We start from the raw sequence: 21,847 nt of genomic DNA on the forward strand, positions 1-21,847 counted from the left end.
CTAGGTCGTCGCCAGCGAACTCCTCACGGTATCTGGCGCCAGCGCTTGGCAGTCGACCCCCGCGGAGCCTCCATTGCCTCCGACCGCGCCGGACTGGTAATTCCCGCCCGTTTCCGCCATATAGCGCCAAACAGGCACGGAACGACCGGTTCAATGGCAGGCAACGCCCCCTTCGCCAAGATGAATGGCATCGGCAACGAGATCATCGTTGCCGATATGCGCGGTCGCGCCGACAAAGTGACGTCGGCAGCGGCGATCGCGCTCAACGGCGACGTGGCGACCAAGTTCGACCAGATCATGGCGATCCATGATTCAAGGACGCCGGGCACCGCCTATTACATCGACATCCTGAACTCCGATGGCACCAGCGCGCAGGCCTGCGGCAACGGCACGCGCTGCGTCGTGCAGGCTTTGGCCGCCGAGACCGGCCAGAAGAGCTTCACCTTCGAGACGCGGGCCGGCATCCTCAATGCGCAGGAGCATGCCGACGGCCTGATCTCGGTCGACATGGGCAAGCCGCGCTTCGGTTGGCAGGAGATCCCGCTGGCGGAAGAATTCCGCGATACCCGCATGATCGAATTGCAGATCGGCCCGATCGACGCGCCGGTGCTGCATTCGCCTTCCGTCGTGTCGATGGGCAATCCGCACGCGATCTTCTGGGTCGACAACGACGTCTGGTCCTACGACCTCGACCGCTTCGGCCCGTTGCTCGAGAACCATCCGATCTTCCCTGAACGCGCCAACATCACCATCGCCCAGGTGACGTCGCCGCGGACGATGATCATCCGCACCTGGGAGCGCGGCGCCGGCCTCACCAAGGCTTGCGGCTCGGCCGCCTGCGCCGCGGTGGTGGCGGCGGCCCGCACCAGGCGCACCGGCCGCAGCGTCTCGCTGCTGACGCCGGGCGGCGGCGAGCTCAATGTCGAGTGGCGCGAAGACGACCATGTCATCCTGACCGGCCCGGCCGAATGGGAATTTTCCGGCAGCTTCGACCCCTCTACCGGAGCCTGGGTCCGCGACACCGAAAGCGCCGCCTGATGTCCGCCCTTGAAAAAGGCGCGATGACCAAAGGTATCGACGTCGTCACCTTCGGCTGCCGCCTCAACACCTATGAATCGGAAGTAATACGCCGCGAGGCCGAGAGCGCGGGGCTCGGCGCGCTCCAGGGCGGCGCCGTCATCTTCAACACCTGCGCCGTCACGGCCGAAGCGGTGCGCCAGGCCAAGCAGGCGATCCGCAAGGCGCGCCGCGAGAACCCTGAAGCGCGCATCATCGTCACCGGCTGCGCGGCGCAGACCGGGCCGCGGAATTTTGCCGCCATGGACGAGGTCGACCTCGTGCTCGGCAATGAGGAGAAGCTCAGGGCAAACTCCTACCGCGCGCTGTCCGATTTCGGCGTCAACGACACCGAGAAGGCGCGCGTCAACGACATCTTCTCGGTGCGCGAGACGGCGGGCCACATGGTCGACGCCATCGAGGGCCGGGCGCGCGCCTTCGTTCAGGTGCAGAATGGCTGCGACCATCGCTGCACCTTCTGCATCATCCCCTATGGCCGCGGCAACTCGCGCTCGGTGCCGATGGGCGCCGTGGTCGAGCAGGTCAAGCGGCTGGCCGGCAACGGCTATGCCGAGATCGTGCTCTCCGGCGTCGACATGACGAGCTTCGGCGCGGACCTGCCGGGCAGCCCGAAGCTTGGAAAGCTGGTGAAGACCATTCTGCGCCAAGCGCCGGACGTGAAGCGGCTGAGACTGTCCTCGATCGATTCCATCGAGGCAGACGACGACCTGCTCGACGCCATCGCCACCGAGCCCAGGCTGATGCCGCATCTGCATCTGTCGCTGCAGTCCGGCGACGACATGATCCTGAAGCGCATGAAGCGCCGCCATCTGCGCGACCAGTCGGTCCGCTTCTGCGAGGACGTGCGCAAGTTGCGTCCCGGCATCGTCTTCGGCGCAGACATCATCGCCGGATTCCCGACCGAGACCGAGGCGATGTTCGAGAATTCCGAAAAGATCGTCGAGGAATGCGGGCTGACGCATCTCCACGTCTTCCCGTTCAGCCCGCGCGAAGGAACGCCCGCCGCGCGAATGCCGCAGGTACGCCGCGAGGTGGTGAAGGCGCGCGCCGCGAGGCTGCGCGCCGCAGGCGACGCAGCCTATCGCCGTCATTTATCGTCGCTCGCCGGCACTCGGCAGTCGATCCTGATCGAACGGGAGGGGCTCGGCCGCACCGAGGGCTTTACCCTGGCCGCGATCGACAGCGGCGCGCCCGGCGAGATCGTCGACGCCGTGATCACCGGCCATGACGGCACCCGACTGATTGCGGCGCCCTTTGCCGCGCAAGCCGCCTGAGACTGCGAGACGCATGGCTGGTTTCTTCAAGAAGATATTTTCATTCGGCAAAAGAGAGGTCGTCGAGGAGCGCGTCGACGAGACGGCCCCGCTCCCGCCGATCAAATGGGACGCGCTTGAAGCGCTGAAGCCGGAGGCAGAGCAGGCTGCCCCAGAGGTTTTGGCGCGCGACGAACAGCAATCTGTGGCGGAGGCCGCGCCGGCGGGCGAGCCCGCAGCCGAGATTGGCCCAGCCCCGCCGCCTGAAGAGCCGATGCACGAGCCGGCTCCGAACGTGCCGCCCACGCCGGAACCGGTCATTCCCGCCGAGCCGGAACCGCTGCCCGAGCCTGCGCCCGAAGAGGAGCCGCAACCGGCCCCCGAAAAGCCGGAGCCGGGGCCAGAGGAAGTGCCGCCCGCGCGACCTGAGCCTTTACCGGCGCCGACACCGGCACCTGAACCCGCCCCGCTGGAAGTGCCTGCTCCGGCGCCGACACAGCCGGACATCGAGCCTTTGCGTCCGGGACCGCAGCCTGAGCCGGCACCGGTCGAAGTGCCGATGCCGCCTGAGCCGGTCGAGACACCGGCGCCGGTCGAGGTCCCGCCGACGGAAGCGCCGCCTGCAGAACCATCTGCCGAAGCCGGCGCGGAAATCGCGCCTCCCATTCGACAGCCCGCGCCCATCGAGCCGCAGCCGATCCTTGCCGAGATCGCACCCGAACCGGAGGCCGTGCCATCGCCAAAGGCCACGCCCGCCGCCGGCAAGGTGACGGTCTCGAAGAAGGTCGAGCAGAAGGCGGAACCCGTAAGGGCGCCGGAGCCTGCGCCGCGGCGTTCCTGGTTCCAGCGCATGCGCGAAGGGCTCGCCCGCTCCTCGCGGGAGCTTACCGGCAACATTGCCGGCGTCTTCACCAAGCGGAAGCTGGACGAGGACACGCTGCAAGACCTGGAGGACGTGCTGATCCGCGCCGATCTTGGCGTGGAGACGGCGCTGCGCGTCACCGATTCGCTCGCTTCCAGCCGCTATGGCCGCGACGTGTCGGAATCTGAGGTCCGCGCCGTGATGGCGGCGGAGGTCGAGAAGGTGCTGACGCCGGTGGCAAAACCGCTCGAGCTCGATCTCAGCCACAAGCCGCATGTCATCCTGGTCGTTGGCGTCAACGGCACCGGCAAGACCACGACCATCGGCAAGCTGGCCGCCAAGCTCACCGATGGCGGGCTCAAGGTGATGCTCGCCGCAGGCGACACATTCCGCGCCGCGGCGATCGAACAGCTCAAGATCTGGGGCGAGCGAACCAAATCCCCCGTCATTGCCACCAAGCTCGGCGCCGATGCGGCGGGCCTCGCCTATGACGCTTTCGAGAGAGCCAGGGAGGCCGGCTCCGACGTGCTGATCATCGACACCGCCGGCCGCCTGCAGAACAAGACCGAGCTGATGGCCGAACTGGAGAAGATCGTGCGCGTGCTGGGCAAGCTCGATCCCGAAGCGCCGCACACGGTGCTGCAGACGGTCGACGCCACCACCGGGCAGAATGCGCTGAACCAGGTCGAGATCTTCCGCAACGTCGCCGGCGTCAATGGGCTGGTCATGACCAAGCTGGACGGCACGGCGCGCGGAGGTATTCTGGTGGCGATCGCCGCCAAGCACCGGCTGCCGGTCTATTTTATCGGCGTCGGTGAGCAGGTCGACGACCTCGAACCGTTTTCTGCCAGCGAATTCGCGAGAGCGATCGCCGGCGTGGCCTGAACAACGACGTGATCTTCGAAGGCCGCCCGCTTTTCGGCCAGATCATGCGCAAGAAGGACTTTCATGAACATCCTCGAACGCGACCCGTCCGATCCACGCCGCAAGCCGATGAATCCCGGCTTGAAGTTCCTGCTCGAGCTGGGTCCGGGCCTGGTGTTCTTCTTCACCACGATCCGCGGCGAGTGGCTGGCCGAGAAATTTCCGGTGCTCACCCATCTCGGCGAGCCGATCCTGATCGCTACCGCGTTCTTCATGGTGGCGACAGCGCTGTCGCTGAGTGCTTCCTGGGCGCTGACGCGCAGCCTGCCGCTGATGCCGCTTGTCTCGGCGATCGTCGTCTTCGTCTTCGGCGCGCTGGCGCTTTACCTGCAGGACAAGACCTTCGCCTTCATGAAGCCGACGATCATCAATTCGCTGTTCGGCGTCACGCTGCTCGGCGGGCTCGCCTTCGGCCGGTCGCTGCTCGGCTACGTCTTCGATTCCGCCTTCCAGCTGGATGCTGAAGGCTGGCGCAAGCTGACTTTCCGATGGGGCCTGTTCTTCCTGTTCCTGGCCGTGCTCAACGAGATCATGTGGCGCAACTTTTCCGAGGCGACCTGGCTTTATTTCAAGGTCTGGGGCACGATCCCGATCACGCTTCTCTTCACCTTCAGCCAGATGCCGCTGATCATGCGCCACTCGCTCGAGGAGAAGCCCAAGGAAGAGAAGGCCGGCAACTAAAGCAATTTCAGGAAAGGTGTGACGCGGTCGGGCTCGGCGACCCCGTAACGTCCGTCCGGAATTGCGCCAGAATAACGGGGGGCGGTATGGAATTCCTCACCACGCATGACGAGCTGAGGACGATCTACAAGACGCCCCGGCCGACCGACGGCTCGATCCGCAAGGAACTCAAAGGCCTCGACGGCCACTGCCGCTCCTTCATCGGCAAGAGCCCCTTCGTGCTGATCGGTTCCTCCGACGGCGCCGGCAATGCCGACGTGACGCCGAAGGGCGACAAGCCCGGCTTCACCGCCATCCTCGACAATTCCACCATCGCCATTCCGGATCGTCCCGGCAACAACCGGCTGGACACGCTGGAGAACATCATCCGCAACCCGTCGGTTGGGTTGCTCTTCCTGATCCCAGGCATGAACGAGACGCTGCGCGTCAATGGCGATGCCCGCATCACCGTCGACCCCGCCCTGCGCGAACGGCTGGCCGTCGACGGCAAGGAGCCGCAGAGCATCATCGTGGTGACGGTCAAGGCCGCCTATATGCATTGCGCCAAGGCCTTCATGCGCTCCGCCCTGTGGAAGCCGGAGACCTGGTACGACCGCACGACACTGCCGACGCTCGGCCAGATCATCCGCGACCAGCTGGCCCTTAGCGAAAGCGCCGGCGAGATCGACCGCGAGCTGGACGACGATTACCGCCAGACCATGTGGTAGGCTCATAGACGACTCAGCATTTCGTCCGGCTCTCTCCCTTGATCGAGATCATCGCAATATCTGGCAGCCTGCGCGCCGCCTCGACCAACGCGGCCCTGGTTGCCGCCTTGGCCGCCACCCCGCCCGCCGGCTGCCGCATACACGTCTATGACGGCCTCGGCCGGCTGCCGATCTTCAACCCCGACGACGAGGGCGAGCGCACGCCGCCCGAAGCCGCCAAGCTGATCCACGCCGTCAGCAAAGCCGACGGCGTCATCGTCTCTTGCCCGGAATATGCGCATGGCGTGCCCGGCGGCATGAAGAACGCGCTGGACTGGCTCGTCTCGCGCGATGCCGCAGTCGGCAAGCCGGCGATGCTGGTCCACGCCTCGCCCCGCTCGCTTTATGCCCGCGCGGCACTGGCCGAGATCATGCGGACGATGTCGTTCGCGCTATACGAGGAGCGGGCGCTGGAGATCGCGCTGCTGGGCAAGAAGCCGGCCGAGATGGAGGCGATCCTGGCAGAGGGTGCGAACCGCCAGATGATGCGGGAAGCGGTGCGAGGTTTCGTAGAGTTCATCCGCGGACAATGAGCGCCCTTCCCTTTCCTCTTGTGGGAGAAGGAAGAACCTACCCCTTCCGCAGCGTCTCGACATCGGTCTTGCCGACATACCAGTCGCGGGCGTTGACCTCCTCGAACACCACCCAGACATCGTTATTGGTAAGCCCGGTGGCGTCCATGATGGCCTCGGTCACCTTCTTGGCGATGTCAGCCTTCTTGCCGGCCGGATCGGCGGCGATCACTTCCTTGACGATGCGGATGTTGACGAATGGCATGATGTCCTCCCCTTGAGTTCCGCCGGTTCACGTCAGGCGACGGCTTGGCAATCCGGTCCGGCGGCCCTGATGGCGGTGGTCGCGCAAACCGCAGCGCGGCGGGCGCTGCGGAGATGCGCAGAAAGGCCAGCAGGGGCCACAGAAGAGCCTGCAGCAGCCTCAATATGTCTTTGCCCCGTTCACCATCAGCCGCACCATGTAGAGCGAGGTGGTGCCAGCGATGTAGAGACAGTTGAGCTTGTTGCCGCCGAACACGCAGTTGGCGGTCACCTCGGGCACCTTGACCTTGCCGATCAATGTGCCGTCCGGATCGTAGCAATGGATACCGTCGGCAGCACTTGTCCAGATGCGCCCGTCCGCATCGAGCCTGAAGCCGTCGAACAGGCCGGCGGTGCAGTCGGCGAAGACCTTGCCGCCCGAAACCTTCTTGCCGTGCTTGCCGACTGTGAAGACCCGCATATGCGCCGGGTTGTTCTCGCCATGGGTGCGGCCCGTGTCGACGACATAGAGCAGGCTTTCGTCCAGCGAGAAGGCGAGTCCGTTCGGCCGCACCATGTCGGTGATCACGGCCTCGACATCGCCCGTATCCGGATCGACGCGGTAGACGTTGCAGGCGCCGATCTCGCTTTCGGCCTTGTCGCCCTCATAATCGGTGTCGATGCCGTAGCTCGGATCGGTGAACCAGATCGAGCCGTCGGAGCGCACCACCACGTCGTTGGGCGAATTCAGCCGCTTGCCTTTCCATTTGCTGGCGATGGTGGTGACAGAGCCGTCGAACTCGGTGCGGCTGACGCGGCGACCCGAATGCTCGCAGGTCACCAGCCTGCCCTGCCGGTCGACCGTGTTGCCGTTGGAATTGCCCGACGGCTGGCGGAACACGCTGACGCTGCCGTCGGTATCGTCATACCGCAGCATGCGGTTGTTGGGGATGTCGGACCAGACGACGTAACGGCCGGCGGCGAACCACGCCGGCCCTTCCGCCCAGCGGCATCCGGTGAACAGCTTTTCGACTTGCGCGTTGCCGTTGAACAGCCGCGCGAAACGCGGATCGAGAACTTCATAGTAGTCTGCGGCCGCCATGCATCCCTCCCGGCATCACGTGACAGCGGATCAAGCCAGCCCGCAATCGTTCTGGCAAGACGGCAAGCCGGTAATTTGTACGACAAAATGGATGAGACCGCGTGAAACGGGCCGGCTTGGCGTGTCGCGCGGGGTGCATGGCCTGTTAGCCCGCGATTAACCGGCTATGCGCTGCTTGCAATGGTGCATTGCAACATCTTTCTTTTGCAACGCACCATTCCTATGTCATCCTCACAATCGTCAGGGAGGAACAACCGGCCGCTTGAATGCGGCAGAAAAGGAGCCCTGTCATGTTCGACAATTTTGTCGCCCGAGCCCGCGCCAGCCTCGTCAAGCGCCGCAACTACAACCGCCTCGTCGCCGAAATCGAGAACCTGTCCAACCGCGACCTCGCCGATCTGCGCGCCGACCGTTCCGAGATGCTCTACCAGGTCCACAAGCAGATCTACGGCTGAGCCATTCCGGTCGAGGGGATTTCCCTCACACGGATAGCCAGCCGAATTGCGAAGAGCAACTCTGGGCGATCCGGCCTCCCCCAAGGGGGAAGAGCAGCTTTGCGCTGACGCTCTCCCCCTCGAGAAGGTGGCCGTGGTGCGGCCGGATGAGAAGGCACCTCAGCCCGGCGCCGCCAACGCTTTCTCGACCTGCGGCAAGAGCAACGTCCTCACCGACTCCGGCGTCAGCGGCCCGACATGCTTGTAGGCGATCTTGCCGTCCTTGCCGATGACGAAGGTCTCCGGCACGCCATAGACGCCCCAGTCGATCGCCGCGCGTCCGGCCGGGTCGACGCCGATGGCTTGATACGGATTGCCTAGATCGCCAAGGAAGCGGCGGGCATTTTCCGGCTGATCCTTGTAGTTCAGTGCCGCGAGCGTGAAGCGCTTGTCCTGAGACAGGCCGAGCAGCACCGGATGCTCTTCCCGGCATGGCGCGCACCAGGACGCGAACACGTTGACGAGCGTTACCTTGCCGGCGAAGCTTTTGGAATCGAGCCCCGGCAGTTTCACGCCTTCCAGCGGGGGCAAGCTGGTCTGTGGCGCCGGCAGGCCGATCAGCGCCGAGGGGATTTCCGAGGTGTCGCGGCCCGAGAGCAGCTGCGATAGGAACAGCCCGGCCAGTCCCAGGAACACCAGCAACGGCAGAAGCACGAACAGGCGGCGGCGCGGTGCCGGAGCTTCGGTTTCGAGGCTCATGACTTGCCCCCCTTGTCGGAGCGTCGCCGCACCCCGGCCGCTTCCAGCGCCGCGAGCTCGCGCTTGCGTGCCCGCTGGTCGAGCAGGATCCACCCTATCAGCCCCGCGAGCACGAAGGCCGTGATGGCGTAGGCGGCGGTGACGAACAGGGCATGCACGCTCATGTCAGCCGCTCCTGCCCCGTGCCGATCGTTCCAATCATGTCTTCTCTCAAGGCGTTTCGCCGCTTCACAGAACCGGCGATCAGCTCCATTTCCTTGTCCTGACGCAATTCCGAATGGAAAAACCGCTCATGCTTTTCCTGGAATTGGTCTAGCTCCGCCGCGGCTCTCCCGCAATTTGCCGCGGCGCCGCGGCGAAATGAATGTCCTCGTCGCATCAATCCGTCCCATGCCGTAACGCCAGCGCCGCCGCCGCGGGTCCGATCACGGCAAGAAACAGCGTCAGCGCGGCAAGAATGAGGAAAGGCTGCAGGAACGGGGCCGGATCGGCCACGGCGCCATAGCTTGCCGAGACGCCGAAGATCAGCACCGGGATGGTGAGCGGCAGCACCAGAACGGAGATCAGCAGCCCGCCGCGCGGCAGGGCCACCGCGACCGCGGCGCCCGCGGCTCCGATGAAGGTGATGGCCGGCGTGCCGACGAGAAGGGTGAGCGCCGTGGCGCCGATGCCTACCGGCTCCATATTCATGAACAGACCGAGCAAGGGAGCGGCGACCACCAGCGGCAGCACGCTGCCGGTCCAGTGCGCCAGGCATTTGGTCAGTACCGTCAGCGCCAGCATGTGACGGTCGCTGTTGAGCACCAGGAGGTCGAGCGCGCCGTCCTCGCGATCGGCCTGGAACAGCCGGTCGAGGCCGAGCAGGCAGGCGAGCAAGGCCGCGATCCACAGAATCGCCGGGCCGATGCGCGACAGGAGGTTGAGGTCCGGTCCGACGCCGAACGGGATGGTGACGATGACGGCGAGGAAGAAGATGATCCCGATCAAGGCGCCGCCGCCGGCGCGAATGGAGAGGCGGATATCGCGCAGGAACAGGGCCCACATTATGAAGCGGCCCCCTGGTTAGGTGTGCGTTGCTTCGCGCCCCCCTGCGTCCTGCCGGACATCTCCCCCACAAGGGTGGAGATCGGCTGTTTCAACGCCTCGCCGAATCTTCCGACGTTGGCGGCTGGCGAAATCACCGGCGACGGCTGATCTCCCCCCTTGTGGGGGAGATGTCCGGCAGGCCAGAGGGGGGCGCCGTAGAGCAGCGACATCAGTGACCTACCCTCATTTGCAGCTCACGCGCCCCCGCCAGCCCCAGCGGCAGATGCGTCGCCGCCACCACGATCCCTCCATCCTCGAGATGCCCTCGCATCAATCCCGCGAATCGTTCCTCCGAGGCCTTGTCCAGCCCCGCCGTCGGCTCGTCGAGCAGCCAGACCGGCCGGCGGCTGACCAGGAGCTTGGCGATCGAAGCACGTCGCCTTTGCCCGGTCGAGAGATAGCCGAACGGCAGATGCCCGAGCCCGCCGAGCGCCACCGTTTCGAGCGCTTCTTCGACGCTCAATCCGGCCTCGTCCTGAAACGCGCGCCAGAAGCCGAGATTCTCCTCGACGCTGAGCGCCGTCTTCATCGCATTGGCATGGCCTAGATAATGCGAAGCGGAGGCGACCGTCGGGAAAGCCTCGCCGCCTTCGAATCGGACCTTCCCCTCGAAGGCCGGCAACAGGCCGGCGATTACCCTCAGTAGCGTCGATTTGCCCGACCCGTTCGGACCCGTGACGACAAGCGCTTCGCCACCGTCCAGCGCGAAGCCGATATTGGAAAAAACCGGCTCGCCGCCCCGCTCGCCGCCCAGATTTTCGGCGATCAGCCGCATTCCTTGCCCGTCCCGGAAGCACCGTTTAGCGGCCGTTTCCGGCTCACGCAAATTCGTCTTTCGACTGTCTAGAACTATTCCGGGAAATTCTCTATATGCGGTTCATCCGTGCCAGCGGTCAGCGCGGGATCAGAATTAGCGCCGAACCAGCGCACGCGCCGCCTTGAACGGCTCGGGTTGCTTGGGAGCGGACAGCGGAAATGGCCGTACCCGCACCTTTGCGCGTGATTGCATGCCAACGGCGTCCGTTCCCTTTCAGGCTGAACAGACAAGGACGGATCGCCGTGACGAAATCCCTCGATAGTTTCAATTGCCGCCGCACCCTGACCGCAGGTGGCGCGGATTATGTCTATTTCGACCTCGTCGAGGCCGAGAAGAACGGTCTCACCGGCATCGCCGCGCTGCCCTATTCGATGAAGGTGCTGCTGGAGAATCTGCTGCGCAACGAGGATGGCCGTTCGGTCACCAAGGAATCTATCCAGGCGGTCGCCGCCTGGCTGACCGACAAGGGCACCGCCGGCGTCGAGATCGCCTATCGCCCGGCCCGCGTGCTGATGCAGGATTTCACCGGCGTTCCGGCTGTTGTCGACCTCGCGGCCATGCGCGACGGCATCAAGGCGCTGGGCGGCGACCCGGAGAGGATCAACCCGCTGGTGCCGGTCGACCTGGTCATCGACCATTCCGTCATCGTCGACGAGTTCGGCACGCCGATGGCCTTCGCCCGCAACGTCGAGCTCGAATATGAGCGCAACGAGGAGCGCTACAAGTTCCTGAAATGGGGCCAGCAGGCCTTCCGCAACTTCCGCGTCGTGCCGCCCGGCACCGGCATCTGCCACCAGGTCAACCTCGAATATCTGGGACAGGTGGTGTGGACCAACGCCGAGGACGGTGAGACCGTCGCCTATCCGGACACCTGCGTCGGCACCGATTCGCACACCACCATGATCAACGGCCTCGGCGTCCTCGGCTGGGGCGTCGGCGGCATCGAGGCCGAGGCCGCGATGCTCGGCCAACCGGTCTCGATGCTTCTGCCCGAGGTCATCGGCTTCCGCCTCACCGGCAAGCTCAAGGAAGGCGTCACCGCCACCGACCTCGTGCTTACCGTCACCCAGATGCTGCGCAAGAAAGGCGTCGTCGGCAAGTTCGTCGAGTTCTTCGGCCCCGGCCTCTCCAACATGACGCTGGCCGACCGCGCCACCATCGGCAACATGGCGCCGGAATATGGCGCGACCTGCGGCTTCTTCCCGGTCGACGCCGAAACCATCCGCTATCTCACCATGTCGGGCCGCGAGGAAAAGCGCATCGCCCTGGTCGAGGCCTATTCGAAGGCACAAGGCATGTGGCGGGACACCGGCTCGGCCGATCCGGTCTTCACCGACCTGCTCGAGCTCGACCTCGGCGATGTCGTGCCGTCCATGGCGGGCCCCAAGCGCCCCGAGGGCCGCGTCGCCCTGCAGGACGTTTCGGCCGGCTTCGCCAAGGCGATGGAGACCGAATACAAGAAGGCCGCCGAGATTTCGAAGCGCTACGCCGTAGAGGGCACCGGCTATGATCTCGGCCATGGCGACGTCGTCATCGCCGCCATCACGTCGTGCACCAACACATCGAATCCGAGCGTACTGATCGGCGCCGGCCTGCTCGCCCGCAACGCCAACCGGCTCGGCCTGAAGCAGAAGCCCTGGGTCAAGACCTCGCTTGCCCCCGGCAGCCAGGTGGTGGCCGAGTATCTGGAAAAGTCCGGCCTGCAGAAGGAGCTCGACCAGATCGGCTTCAACCTGGTCGGCTTCGGCTGCACCACCTGCATCGGCAATTCCGGTCCGCTGCCGGCGCCGATCTCCAAGACGATCAACGACAAAGGCCTGATCGCCGCTGCGGTGCTCTCCGGCAACCGCAACTTCGAAGGCCGCGTCTCGCCGGACGTGCAGGCTAACTACCTCGCTTCGCCGCCGCTGGTGGTGGCGCACGCGCTGGCCGGCACGGTGACCAGGGACCTCACCACCGAACCGCTCGGCGAGGGCAGCGACGGCAAGCCGGTCTATCTCAAGGACATCTGGCCGACCTCGGCCGAGATCCAGGAGTTCATCGAGAAGAACGTCACGCGCGAGCTCTTCGCCCGCAAATACGCCGACGTGTTCAAGGGCGATGCTCATTGGCAGAAGGTCAAGGTGCCGGAAGGCCAGACCTATGCCTGGGACGACCACTCGACCTATGTGCAGAACCCGCCCTATTTCGCCGGCATGGGCCGCACCTTCGGCAAGGTCGGCGACATCAAGGGCGCGCGTGTGCTCGGCCTCTTCGGCGACAAGATCACCACCGACCACATCTCGCCGGCGGGTTCGATCAAGGCCGCCTCGCCGGCCGGCAAGTACCTCACCGAGCATGGCGTCGGCGTCGCCGACTTCAACCAGTACGGCACGCGGCGCGGCAACCACGAGGTGATGATGCGCGGCACCTTCGCCAACATCCGCATCCGCAACCACATGCTGGGCGAGAACGGCCGCGAGGGCGGCTACACGATCCACTATCCCTCGAAGGAGGAGATGTCGATCTACGACGCGGCGATGGAGTATAAGAAGGAAGGCGTGCCGCTGGTCATCTTCGCTGGCGTCGAATACGGCAACGGCTCCTCGCGCGACTGGGCGGCCAAGGGCACGAACCTGCTCGGCGTGCGCGCCGTCATCGCCCAGTCCTTCGAGCGTATCCATCGTTCGAACCTGGTCGGCATGGGCGTCATCCCCTTCGTCTTCGAGGATGGCACCTCATGGGCCTCCCTCAATCTGAAGGGCGACGAGCTGGTCGAGATCGACGGCCTGGACGCCATCAAGCCGCGTCAGAAGATGGTCGCGAAGGTCACTTATGGCGACGGCACGGTGAAGAATGTGCCGATCATCTGCCGTATCGATACGCTGGATGAGCTCGACTACTTCAAGAACGGCGGCATTTTGCAGTACGTGCTGCGGGATCTGGCTGCTTAGCGGCGAGGGAAAATGGCAATAGGCAGTAGGAACGGGACAGCCTACTGCCTACTGCCTACTGCCTACTGCCTACTGCCTACTGCCTACTGCCTACTGCCTATTGCCTGCTGCCTGGCCTTCGGCGCCCCGAACCGTGCTGTCGCCGCCAGCAGCACGGCCAGCATCAGCCCGTTGAAGACGTGCCAGAGGAAATGCGTGCCGAGCGGGAAGCTGGCGCAGACCAGCGGATCGATCATGCGGCAGATGACCGAGACGACGAAGATCGCCGACCCGATGAGATTGTACCAGCCGGCCCGGTTGCCGGTGGCCGCCACCCACGCGCCGAAGAAGGCGAGCGCCAGGAAGGGCGGCAGATAGCTCGTGGTTCCGTTGGAAGCCTGGCGCAGCCAGTCCGGCACTGCATAGGTGACCAGCCCCGCCACGACATAGAAGGCGACGAAGACGACGATCGCCTTGCCCCATTCCATGCCGAGGAAACGCCGCAGGTTGAACAGCGTGTAAGCGAGTGTGAAACCGGCGATCGGCAGGATGTCGAGCCAGATCGTGCCTTTGGTGGCGAAGGTGTGGAACAGGGTCGAACCGATGCCGATCGCCACCACCCACCAGGCCAGCACTTCGGCGAAGGTGCCGGTCTGGTATCGCCGCACCTGCCGGACGCCCCACAGTCCCGCCCCAATGAAAACCAGGTTGGTCAAAGCATTTGCCGGCTCTGCCCAAAGTCCAGGGCCGGTCCGTTCACAATAGAGATCGACAGGAGCCAGGAGAGTTTGCCACATGGTGAGGATGCTGCCTCCGAATCGAACCAAGCCGTGAAATGCAACGACCTATTCTAGTGCCCCCCTTACCTGAGGTTGCAACCGCAAAATTTCACCGCAACGTGACTTCCCGTTGACTGCCGCTTCTGCCACATATTTTAGCAATCAGAACAAGGCCGGCGTCACCGGCGGGAATTGGAAGAGTCATGGCATTTCGAGGACGATTGCGGCTTGCGGCAGTAGCGCTGGCCGTTACGGCGTTGGGCGGAGTGGCCCTTGCAGCCGAGCCTGAAAAGGCCGCGACCGGCAAGTCCCAAACCGACAGGCCGTTAGGCGTGGTCGAATTGTTCACCAGCCAGGGCTGCAGTTCCTGTCCGCCCGCCGACGAGTTCTTCGCCGAGCTTGCCGGCAAGGACGATATTGTCGCGCTCGCCTATCACGTCAATTACTGGGACTATCTCGGCTGGCAGGACACTCTGAGCACCAAGGAGAACACCGAGCGCCAGTATGATTACATGCGCGCCTTCGGCAGCCGCTCGGTCTACACGCCGCAAGCTGTCATCAATGGCCGCAGCCATGTCAACGGCGCCAGCCGCAAGGAAGTCAACGGGGCGCTGGCCCGGATGGACAGGGCAGGCGAAGGCATGCGCGTCCCCATCAAGGTAAGCCGCACCAGCGACCGTGTCATGATCGACGCGGGCGATGCCGGCAACGGCCCCAGCGACGCCCATCTGGTGATCGTCTATTTCGATGCGCCGCAGATGGTGAAGATCGGCCAGGGCGAAAACAGCGGCCGCAGCCTGACCTATTGGAACGCCGTCTCCGACATCCAGACCGCCGGCATGTGGCACGGCAAGGCGCAGCGTTACGAGCTGCCGATGACAGAAATCGCCAAGAAGGGGGGCTGCGCGGTGCTGTTGCAGTCCGTCGGCAAGGACGGCATCCCCGGGCCGATCCTCGGCGCCGCCTTTATCCGCAAGCCCGACGAACTTTAGCGGCCTTTTTTACCTTCTCTCGCAAGCGAGAAGGGAAAATAAAAAACCGGCGTCAGCTTGCTTCTGACGCCGGTCATTCAGGTTTTGGGATCGTCGCACCTGATTTTTCCAAGGAAAAACCGAGGTTGGTTCGATCCGACGCTGACCCGTGGGCGGGGGGCTTGGGGTTTACGAGCCGGTGCCGGACCGAACCGTCTCAGGCAACGCAGGTAAAATCGTCGGACATTGGGGCATGAGCGCGGATTATTTGTGGCGAGATTGCGGCGAAGCATCACCAATTCCAACATGCGTTTTGCAAACGTGACTGGACGTTTGGGAAATAGCCCGACCGCGCATCTGCCCGGCTGGCACCCGCAATTCCATCGTGCCCTTGCAATTCCATGACGAAAGCGCGAACCTTGGCCGGCGCATGATTCACTCGAAGGATCGAGGCATGACCGATCACAGCGGCGGGACGGAGGATGGGAAAGCATCCGGAATATTGATCCCGTTGCACGAGGCGCGCAGGGCTCGCCTCGACCAGCCGGTGCGATTCGAGCGGCGCGAACTCGACCAGATCCTGCGGCTTTACGGACGCATGGTGGCAGCCAATGAATGGCGCGACTATGCGATCGACCATCTCACTGATCGCGCTGTCTTTTCCGTCTTCCGCCGGGCAAGCGAAGTGCCGTTGTTCCAGATCGTCAAGGACCCGAAGCTGGCGCGCCGGCAAGGCGCATTCGCCGTAATCGCCGCCGGCGGCCGCATCCTCAAGCGCGGCCAGGAACTCGGCCGCGTGCTTGGGGTATTCGATGCGAAGCTGAAGCTCGTGGAAGCTTGACCTGCGAGATCGAAGGGGAACTGAAGAACTCAGGCGCCAGACGCCTGACGTAAGCCTCAGTTCTTCAATTCTTCACTTCTGCAATTCCCGTTTTACTCATCTCCCTGCGAGCCGGAACTTCCGCTCCGGCAGCGAATCAGGATCGGGCGGCAGTGTCGCGCCGCCATTCAGCGAAAGCTGCATGAACACCGTATCCAGCCAGCGCCCGTGCTTGTAGCCTGAGCCTTCCAGTCGCCCTGAATGACGGAAGCCCAGCTTCTCGTGCAGCCGCACCGAAGCGCTGTCGGCGTGGCCGTCGCCGATCACCGCGATGATCTGGCGGAAGCCCGCCGCGCGCGCCGTCTCGATCAGCGCCTGCATCAGCAGCGAGCCCACGCCCTGCCCCTTGGCCTCGGGCGCGACATAGACCGAATCCTCGATGACGAACCGGTAGGCGGGGCGCGGCCGGAAAGGTCCAGCATAGGCATAGCCGAGCACGACGCCGTCCTTATCCGCCACGAGATAGGGAAAGCCGCCGGCCGCCAAGCTGTCGAATCGATTGCCCATCTCGGCGCGGCTGGGCGGCTCCAACTCGTAGCTCGCCGTGCCGTGCGCGACCGCATCGGCATAGATTTCCGTGATTCGGTCGAGGTCGGCCGGAGTGGCGGCCCTGATCGCAATATTGCTCATAATCTGTGCAGTCTGATCCACTGCTTCGATAACAGCAGAGGGCTGCAAAAAAGAAAAGGGCGACCGTTGGGCCGCCCTTCGCAAAGTCTGTGGTCCAATGGGACCGGGTAAACCAACCTTAGCGGCGGTCGCCCATGAACTGCAGCAGGAACATGAACAGGTTGATGAAGTCGAGATAGAGGCGAAGCGCGCCCATGATGGCCTTACGGCCGGCAACATCGGCGACATCACCCTCGAAATACATCTCCTTGATCTTCTGCGTGTCGTATGCGGTGAGCCCCGCGAACACCAGCACGCCGATCGCGGAGATGGCGAATCCAAGCGCCGACGACTGCAGGAAGATGTTGATCAGCATCGCGATCAGCAGGCCGATCACGCCCATGATCAGGAACGAGCCGAACGCCGACAGGTCGCGCCTGGTCGTGTAGCCGTAGAGCGACAACCCGCCGAAGGCCGCGGCCGTGGCGAAGAAGGTCTGGGTGATGCTGGTGCCAGTGTAGACGAGGAAGATCGTCGATAGCGACAGGCCGACAAGGCCGGCATAGACCCAGAACGTGGTCTGTGCCGCACCCACGCTCATCGACTGGATGCGGAACGACAGGAACATCACGGCGGCGAGCGGCGCCAGGATGACGACCCAGCGGAACGCGCTTGCATAGATAAGCTGGCCGAAACCGGTGAGCTGGCCGTCGCCCGTGACGGCGAGATGGAACGCGCCCCAAGCGGCAAGGCCGGTAATGAGCAGGCCAAGCCCCATCAGGTTATAGACTTTGATCATGTAGGCGCGCAGGCCCTGATCGATTTCGACGCGCGCGCCCGAGGCGACGCCCGTCTGGTAGTTGCGAATGGGATCAGCCATTGGAATCCTCTGTTGCTTCTGCCCCGTCCGGTGACAGGCCCTCCCGGAGCGATCTCGGGGGCCAGGCGCCGCTGGCGGGGCTCCAGCATGCCTGATGCGAAATATGATGGTTCTTGACGTCAAGAACAAGACGGTAACGGGCCGTAACGCTTTGTGAGAAGGCAAAAAGCCGGTTTTCGGGCATTCAGCCTGGCATTCTTACAGAGATTTAACCAGGCGTACCGCTGGAAGCCCCCTCCATCAGAGGTCTCGCAGCACAGGCGCCGCCTTGTGGCCGAGAACCCGCCAGGTCCCGGCAAGGCCGATACCGACGGTGACCGCCAGAGAAACCACGATCGTCGCCACCGCCACTTCCGGCATGAAATGCGATGGCAGCGTCATGATATGGGCGACCACGAACCAGGCGGCGACGCCGCCGGCAGCCAGTGCGAACAGCGCGGTCGCAAGGCCGATCAGCGCATATTCCAGCGAGAAGGCCGTGATCAGCGTCCGCCGCGTCGCGCCGAGCGTCTTCAGCACCACCGCGTCATGGATGCGCGCCCGGTTGCCGGCGGCCAGGGCGCCGGAAAGCACCAGCACCGAGGCGATCAGCGCCACGCCGGCGGCGGCGCGGATCGCCGTGCCCAACTGCGCGACCAGGCGGTTGACGACATCGAGCGCGTCCTTGACGCGCACAGTCGTGACCGCCGGAAAAGCGCGTGTGACGGCATTGAGCAGCCTTGCGTCGTCGGCCGTGGTGGCCTGTTTGTCGGTCAGCGTCGCCAGCCAGCCATGCGGCGCCCCGGCAAAGGTGTTGGGCGAGAACACCATGACGAAGTTGATGCCCATCGTCTCCCATTGCACCTGGCGGAAATTGGCGATCTTCGCCGTGACATTGCGGCCAAGCACATTGACGGTGACGGTGTCGCCGATCTTCAGCCCGATCGCCTTGCCTTCCTCGGCCGAGAACGACACCAGCGGCTCGCCGGAATAATCCCGCGGCCACCACGCGCCTTCCGTCAGCGTCGCATTGTGCGGCTGGTTCGCGTCATAGGTCAGGCCCCGGTCGCCACGGAGCACCCAGGCGCCGTCGGCCGGGATCTTCACCTTGTCGACCTCGACGCCGTTGAGCGCCATGATGCGCCCGCGCAGCATCGGCACCTTGACCAGCGTTCCTCTAGGCGCCTCCTTGCCGACAAGGCTTGCGAAGGCGTCGACGTCGCTGCTCTGGATGTCGACGAAGAAGAAGTTCGGCGCCCGTTCCGGCAGGCTGCCGGAGATCTGCCGCCTGAGATTCCCGTCGATCAGCGCCAGCGTCACCAGCAGCGTCAGCCCGAGCCCGAGCGACAGCACCACCGAAGGCGTCAGCGCGCCTAGCCGATGGATGTTGCCAAGCGCCAGCCGCAGCGAAACGGAGCGCACGCGCGGGCTCTTCCTGGCCGCCCATTGCACGAGCATAGCCACCAGCCGCAGCACCAGGAAGGCAAAGACCGTCGCGCCGACGAAGATCGAGGCGATGCGGGTGTCGTTGGCCGAAAGGATCGCCAGCGCCGCCAGCGCGACGACGATGGCAAGTGCTGAGCCGGCATAGGGCAGGCGCGGCAGGCCGCGGCTCTCGAACCCCATTTCGCGGAACAGCGCGGTTGCCGGCACGTCGCGGGCGCGGCCAAGCGGCAAAAGCGCGAAGGCCAGTGTCACCAGCAGGCCGAACAGCGCCGCCATGGCAAGCGCGCCAGGATAGAAACCGCCTTGCGCCGGCACTGGAATGACCGACTGCAGAAGCGCGCTCGCCACGAAGGGCATCGCGGCGCCCAGGATCAGCCCGAGCACGATGCCCAAGCCTGCGATCAACAGGATCTGCACCAGATAGACCGTGAAGACGAAGCCGCCCGAGGCGCCGAGGCTCTTGAAGGTGGCGATGACGCCGCGCTTGCCGTCGAGATAGGCGCGTACCGCATTCGCGACGCCGACTCCGCCCACCACCAGCGCCGTCAGCCCGACCAGGGTCAGGAACTGCGAGAAGCGCTCGATATTGGCCGATAGCGCGGGGGCGGCGTTGCCGCGCGTGCGGATCGACCAGCCGGCCTGGGGGAAATCCTTCGCTGCCTCGGCCTGGATGTCCTTGATCCGCGCCTCGGAAGCCCCGTCGGGCAGCCGCACCTTGTAGGCGTTCTCGACCAGGCTGCCCGGCTGCACAAGGCCGGATGCGGCGAGGCCCTCGCGCGAAATCATTAGCCGCGGCGCGAAGCCGAAGCCGTCCGACACCGCATCCGGCTCGCTGACCAGCCGGGCCCTGAGCTCGAACGTTGCGCTGCCGAGCTTCAGCCTGTCGCCGATGCGAAGATGAAGCCGCTCGAACAGAAGGTCGGGCGCGGCGGCGCCGAACACGCCGGACCTTTCGCCGAACAATCTCTCTCTCGGCAACGCCGGATCGGTCTCCAGCACGCCATAGAGCGGATAGGCGTCGTCGACGGCCTTTGCCTCGACAAGCGCCTGGTCGGACCCGTCCTCCAGCCGCGCCATCGAGCGCATGACGGAAGTCTGCGAAACCATGCCGAGGCCCTTGATGAAGCCGAGCCCGGCGTCGGAAGCGTTGCGCTGGTTGACCTGGAAGCGCAGATCGCCGCCAAGAAGCGTCTGGCCCTGATCGGCGACGCCGGCGCTGATCGCCTGCGCCACCGAATTGACGCCGCCGATCGCCGCGACGCCGAGCGCGATGCAGGCGAGGAAGATCATGAACCCCGAGAGGCCGCCGCGCATCTCGCGCAAGGAGAAGCGGATGGCGAGCTTCAATGTGCGCATCAGGCCGGCACCGTCACCGGCCGCGGCGTGTCCTCGATCCGCCCCGAGCGCATCGACACCTGGCGCGCGCAACGCGCGGCAAGCACCGGATCATGCGTGACCAGCACCAGCGTCATGCCGCGCTCCGCCGCCTTGGCGAACAGAAGGTCGGCGATCTGCTTTCCCGTCGCCTGGTCGAGATTGCCGGTCGGCTCGTCGGCGATGAGGATGCGGGGCGAGGGCGCCAGCGCCCGGGCGATCGCCACGCGCTGCTGCTCCCCGCCGGAAAGTTCGCCCGGATAGTGCGTCACGCGCCCGCTCAGGCCGACCGCCGCGAGCTCGCGCGCGGCCACGCCGAACGGATCGGCATGGCCGGCAAGCTCGAGCGGCACCGCCACGTTTTCGAGCGCCGTCATGTTTGGAATGAGGTGGAAGGACTGGAAGACGATGCCGATGTTTCGTCCCCGAAACGATGCGATCTGATCCTCGCTTTTGCCGTTGATGAGCTCGCCGGCGATCCGGACCGTGCCCGAATCGACCCTTTCCAGGCCTGCAAGAACCATGAGCAGCGTTGACTTGCCCGAACCGGACGGGCCGACAATGCCTGTGGCTTGCCCCGCCGCCACGTCGAGGCTGACGCCCTTCAGCACATGGACGGAGGACGCGCCCTGGCCGAGCGTCAGCGATACGTCCCTCAGCGCGATGACGGCTTCTGTCACGATGAAAGCGCCCTATATGTGGGAAAAGGAGACGGCCTGTGTCTCCTTCCTTGGATTGTTCCGGTCATATGGGGCTCGCCGCATGGCATTCAAACACCGTTTCGCCGCAGGCCCCGTCGTTTTCGCAGTCTCTTTGCTTTTCCTCGCCGTTTGCGCCGCCCTTTCGCCGGCGCGCGCCGCCACCTTCACCATCGTCGGCTTCGGCGACAGCCTGACGGCGGGCTTCGGACTTGGCCCCGGCCAGGGTTTCACCGACAGGCTGCAGGCGGCGCTTAAGGCGAAGGGCCTGGACGTCGCCGTCGCCAATGCAGGTGTCTCCGGCGATACGTCGAGCGGCGGGCTGGCGAGGCTCGACTGGTCGGTGCCGGACGGCACAAGGCTGGTGATCCTCGAGCTCGGCGCCAACGACATGCTGCGCGGCGTTCCGCCCGAGATCACCGAGAAAAACCTCGACGCCATGCTGGTCAAGCTGAAGCAGCGCAATATTCCGGTGCTTCTGGCGGGCATGCGCGCGGCGCCCAATCTCGGCGCGGACTATCAGAAGGCCTTCGACGCCATATATCCGCGGCTTGCCGAAGAATATGGCGTTCCGCTCTATCCGTTCTTCCTCGACGGCGTTGCGGGCCATCCGGACTGCAGATCGAAGACGGCATGCACCCCAACTCCAAGGGGGTCGACGTCATGGTCGAACGCATGCTGCCGGTCGTCGAGAAGGCCATCGCCGCCAATGGCGGCCCGTCATGAGTCCGCAATGCCACGCTTTCCGCTGGGGAAACATTGTGGACAACAAACCGCTTGCCCCGCGCTTATATCGATGATTCGCTAGGGCCGAGAGTTTCGA

22 protein-coding genes are annotated in these 21,847 nt (G+C 64.8%); 11 read left to right on the forward strand and 11 right to left on the reverse strand.

Translation table 11 applies throughout. The annotated features are described in order from the left end of the window. Nucleotides 1–153: 153 nt before the first annotated feature. From dapF to ACR64R_RS21490, 6 genes are all read left to right on the forward strand, one after another. Complete coding sequence (dapF, locus tag ACR64R_RS21465; RefSeq protein WP_487358271.1) at nt 154–1,038, forward strand: diaminopimelate epimerase; 885 nt, start codon at nt 154–156, stop codon at nt 1,036–1,038. Then, complete coding sequence (gene mtaB, locus ACR64R_RS21470) at nt 1,038–2,351, forward strand: tRNA (N(6)-L-threonylcarbamoyladenosine(37)-C(2))-methylthiotransferase MtaB (protein ID WP_487358272.1); 1,314 nt, start codon at nt 1,038–1,040, stop codon at nt 2,349–2,351. Before dapF ends, mtaB begins: the two co-directional genes overlap by 1 nt. 13 nt (nt 2,352–2,364) lie before the next feature. Next, nucleotides 2,365–4,077, forward strand: a complete 1,713-nt coding sequence (ftsY, locus tag ACR64R_RS21475; RefSeq protein ID WP_487358273.1) for a signal recognition particle-docking protein FtsY — start codon at nt 2,365–2,367, stop codon at nt 4,075–4,077. Between the two features lie 63 nt (nt 4,078–4,140). Continuing rightward, nucleotides 4,141–4,797 (forward strand): septation protein A, encoded by a 657-nt coding sequence (locus ACR64R_RS21480; protein WP_487358274.1) that lies wholly within the window; start codon nt 4,141–4,143, stop codon nt 4,795–4,797. A gap of 86 nt (nt 4,798–4,883) precedes the next feature. Then, entirely contained in the window at nt 4,884–5,504 is a 621-nt protein-coding gene (locus ACR64R_RS21485; protein WP_487358275.1) for a pyridoxamine 5'-phosphate oxidase family protein, read from the forward strand. A gap of 38 nt (nt 5,505–5,542) precedes the next feature. Then, complete coding sequence (locus ACR64R_RS21490; RefSeq protein ID WP_487358276.1) at nt 5,543–6,076, forward strand: NADPH-dependent FMN reductase; 534 nt, start codon at nt 5,543–5,545, stop codon at nt 6,074–6,076. 37 nt (nt 6,077–6,113) lie between these two features. Here ACR64R_RS21490 and ACR64R_RS21495 read toward each other — a convergent pair whose 3' ends face one another. Further along, on the reverse strand, nt 6,114–6,320 hold the full coding sequence (locus tag ACR64R_RS21495) for a tautomerase family protein (protein ID WP_487358277.1): 207 nt from the start codon (nt 6,318–6,320) through the stop codon (nt 6,114–6,116). Between the two features lie 159 nt (nt 6,321–6,479). Next, nucleotides 6,480–7,400, reverse strand: coding sequence for an SMP-30/gluconolactonase/LRE family protein (locus ACR64R_RS21500; RefSeq protein ID WP_487358278.1), 921 nt, complete (start codon nt 7,398–7,400; stop codon nt 6,480–6,482). Between the two features lie 290 nt (nt 7,401–7,690). Between ACR64R_RS21500 and ACR64R_RS21505 the strand changes: the two genes are divergently transcribed. Next, nucleotides 7,691–7,855 carry a hypothetical protein gene (locus tag ACR64R_RS21505; RefSeq protein ID WP_487358279.1) on the forward strand — a complete coding sequence of 55 codons (165 nt, stop codon included), beginning with the start codon at nt 7,691–7,693 and terminating at the stop codon, nt 7,853–7,855. Between the two features lie 159 nt (nt 7,856–8,014). Here ACR64R_RS21505 and ACR64R_RS21510 read toward each other — a convergent pair whose 3' ends face one another. The 4 genes from ACR64R_RS21510 to ccmA all read right to left on the reverse strand — a co-directional run bounded on the left by ACR64R_RS21510 (nt 8,015) and on the right by ccmA (nt 10,454). Then, complete coding sequence (locus ACR64R_RS21510) at nt 8,015–8,593, reverse strand: DsbE family thiol:disulfide interchange protein (protein WP_487358280.1); 579 nt, start codon at nt 8,591–8,593, stop codon at nt 8,015–8,017. Further along, nucleotides 8,590–8,757, reverse strand: a complete 168-nt coding sequence (gene ccmD, locus ACR64R_RS21515) for a heme exporter protein CcmD (RefSeq protein WP_487358281.1) — start codon at nt 8,755–8,757, stop codon at nt 8,590–8,592. Before ccmD ends, ACR64R_RS21510 begins: the two co-directional genes overlap by 4 nt. A 214-nt stretch (nt 8,758–8,971) precedes the next feature. Next, nucleotides 8,972–9,637, reverse strand: coding sequence for a heme exporter protein CcmB (gene ccmB, locus ACR64R_RS21520; RefSeq protein ID WP_487358282.1), 666 nt, complete (start codon nt 9,635–9,637; stop codon nt 8,972–8,974). Nucleotides 9,638–9,848: 211 nt separating this feature from the next. Beyond that, on the reverse strand, nt 9,849–10,454 hold the full coding sequence (gene ccmA, locus ACR64R_RS21525) for a heme ABC exporter ATP-binding protein CcmA (protein ID WP_487358283.1): 606 nt from the start codon (nt 10,452–10,454) through the stop codon (nt 9,849–9,851). A gap of 284 nt (nt 10,455–10,738) precedes the next feature. Here ccmA and acnA point away from each other — a divergent pair, with 284 nt between their 5' ends. Further along, complete coding sequence (gene acnA, locus ACR64R_RS21530; protein ID WP_487358284.1) at nt 10,739–13,429, forward strand: aconitate hydratase AcnA; 2,691 nt, start codon at nt 10,739–10,741, stop codon at nt 13,427–13,429. Nucleotides 13,430–13,512: 83 nt separating this feature from the next. Here the strand turns inward: acnA and ACR64R_RS21535 are convergent, their stop codons facing one another. Beyond that, nucleotides 13,513–14,205, reverse strand: coding sequence for a ceramidase domain-containing protein (locus ACR64R_RS21535; RefSeq protein ID WP_487358285.1), 693 nt, complete (start codon nt 14,203–14,205; stop codon nt 13,513–13,515). A gap of 185 nt (nt 14,206–14,390) precedes the next feature. Between ACR64R_RS21535 and ACR64R_RS21540 the strand changes: the two genes are divergently transcribed. Both ACR64R_RS21540 and ACR64R_RS21545 read left to right on the forward strand, forming a co-directional pair. After that, a complete protein-coding gene (locus ACR64R_RS21540; RefSeq protein WP_487358286.1) occupies nt 14,391–15,179 on the forward strand; it encodes a DUF1223 domain-containing protein in 789 nt (262 codons plus the stop codon). A 433-nt stretch (nt 15,180–15,612) separates the two neighbouring features. Next, nucleotides 15,613–15,999 (forward strand): DUF2794 domain-containing protein, encoded by a 387-nt coding sequence (locus tag ACR64R_RS21545; protein WP_487358287.1) that lies wholly within the window; start codon nt 15,613–15,615, stop codon nt 15,997–15,999. A gap of 96 nt (nt 16,000–16,095) precedes the next feature. Here ACR64R_RS21545 and ACR64R_RS21550 read toward each other — a convergent pair whose 3' ends face one another. The 4 genes from ACR64R_RS21550 to ACR64R_RS21565 form a co-directional block, all read right to left on the reverse strand. Next, the gene (locus ACR64R_RS21550; RefSeq protein WP_487358288.1) at nt 16,096–16,668 is read right to left on the reverse strand and encodes an N-acetyltransferase family protein; all 573 of its coding nucleotides are present in this window, start codon (nt 16,666–16,668) and stop codon (nt 16,096–16,098) included. Nucleotides 16,669–16,786: 118 nt separating this feature from the next. Continuing rightward, nucleotides 16,787–17,527, reverse strand: a complete 741-nt coding sequence (locus ACR64R_RS21555) for a Bax inhibitor-1/YccA family protein (RefSeq protein ID WP_487358289.1) — start codon at nt 17,525–17,527, stop codon at nt 16,787–16,789. A 240-nt stretch (nt 17,528–17,767) separates the two neighbouring features. Then, entirely contained in the window at nt 17,768–20,308 is a 2,541-nt protein-coding gene (locus ACR64R_RS21560; RefSeq protein WP_487358290.1) for an ABC transporter permease, read from the reverse strand. Beyond that, the gene (locus tag ACR64R_RS21565) at nt 20,308–21,006 is read right to left on the reverse strand and encodes an ABC transporter ATP-binding protein (protein WP_487358291.1); all 699 of its coding nucleotides are present in this window, start codon (nt 21,004–21,006) and stop codon (nt 20,308–20,310) included. Before ACR64R_RS21565 ends, ACR64R_RS21560 begins: the two co-directional genes overlap by 1 nt. A gap of 82 nt (nt 21,007–21,088) precedes the next feature. Between ACR64R_RS21565 and ACR64R_RS21570 the strand changes: the two genes are divergently transcribed. After that, complete coding sequence (locus ACR64R_RS21570; RefSeq protein ID WP_487358292.1) at nt 21,089–21,832, forward strand: arylesterase; 744 nt, start codon at nt 21,089–21,091, stop codon at nt 21,830–21,832. Nucleotides 21,833–21,847: the final 15 nt, after the last annotated feature.

It is taken from the genome of Mesorhizobium sp. MC2-1-1 (genome assembly GCF_057597255.1).

Coding starts and splice junctions, on each gene's coding strand:
- dapF (WP_487358271.1), top strand. CDS start 154: ATGGCAGGCAACGCCCCCTTCGCCAAGATGAATGGCATCGGCAACGAG.
- mtaB (WP_487358272.1), top strand. CDS start 1,038: ATGTCCGCCCTTGAAAAAGGCGCGATGACCAAAGGTATCGACGTCGTC.
- ftsY (WP_487358273.1), top strand. CDS start 2,365: ATGGCTGGTTTCTTCAAGAAGATATTTTCATTCGGCAAAAGAGAGGTC.
- ACR64R_RS21480 (WP_487358274.1), top strand. CDS start 4,141: ATGAACATCCTCGAACGCGACCCGTCCGATCCACGCCGCAAGCCGATG.
- ACR64R_RS21485 (WP_487358275.1), top strand. CDS start 4,884: ATGGAATTCCTCACCACGCATGACGAGCTGAGGACGATCTACAAGACG.
- ACR64R_RS21495 (WP_487358277.1), bottom strand. CDS start 6,320: ATGCCATTCGTCAACATCCGCATCGTCAAGGAAGTGATCGCCGCCGAT.
- ACR64R_RS21500 (WP_487358278.1), bottom strand. CDS start 7,400: ATGGCGGCCGCAGACTACTATGAAGTTCTCGATCCGCGTTTCGCGCGG.
- ACR64R_RS21505 (WP_487358279.1), top strand. CDS start 7,691: ATGTTCGACAATTTTGTCGCCCGAGCCCGCGCCAGCCTCGTCAAGCGC.
- ACR64R_RS21510 (WP_487358280.1), bottom strand. CDS start 8,593: ATGAGCCTCGAAACCGAAGCTCCGGCACCGCGCCGCCGCCTGTTCGTG.
- ccmD (WP_487358281.1), bottom strand. CDS start 8,757: ATGAGCGTGCATGCCCTGTTCGTCACCGCCGCCTACGCCATCACGGCC.
- ccmB (WP_487358282.1), bottom strand. CDS start 9,637: ATGTGGGCCCTGTTCCTGCGCGATATCCGCCTCTCCATTCGCGCCGGC.
- ccmA (WP_487358283.1), bottom strand. CDS start 10,454: ATGCGGCTGATCGCCGAAAATCTGGGCGGCGAGCGGGGCGGCGAGCCG.
- ACR64R_RS21535 (WP_487358285.1), bottom strand. CDS start 14,205: ATGTGGCAAACTCTCCTGGCTCCTGTCGATCTCTATTGTGAACGGACC.
- ACR64R_RS21540 (WP_487358286.1), top strand. CDS start 14,391: ATGGCATTTCGAGGACGATTGCGGCTTGCGGCAGTAGCGCTGGCCGTT.
- ACR64R_RS21545 (WP_487358287.1), top strand. CDS start 15,613: ATGACCGATCACAGCGGCGGGACGGAGGATGGGAAAGCATCCGGAATA.
- ACR64R_RS21550 (WP_487358288.1), bottom strand. CDS start 16,668: ATGAGCAATATTGCGATCAGGGCCGCCACTCCGGCCGACCTCGACCGA.
- ACR64R_RS21555 (WP_487358289.1), bottom strand. CDS start 17,527: ATGGCTGATCCCATTCGCAACTACCAGACGGGCGTCGCCTCGGGCGCG.
- ACR64R_RS21560 (WP_487358290.1), bottom strand. CDS start 20,308: ATGCGCACATTGAAGCTCGCCATCCGCTTCTCCTTGCGCGAGATGCGC.
- ACR64R_RS21570 (WP_487358292.1), top strand. CDS start 21,089: ATGGCATTCAAACACCGTTTCGCCGCAGGCCCCGTCGTTTTCGCAGTC.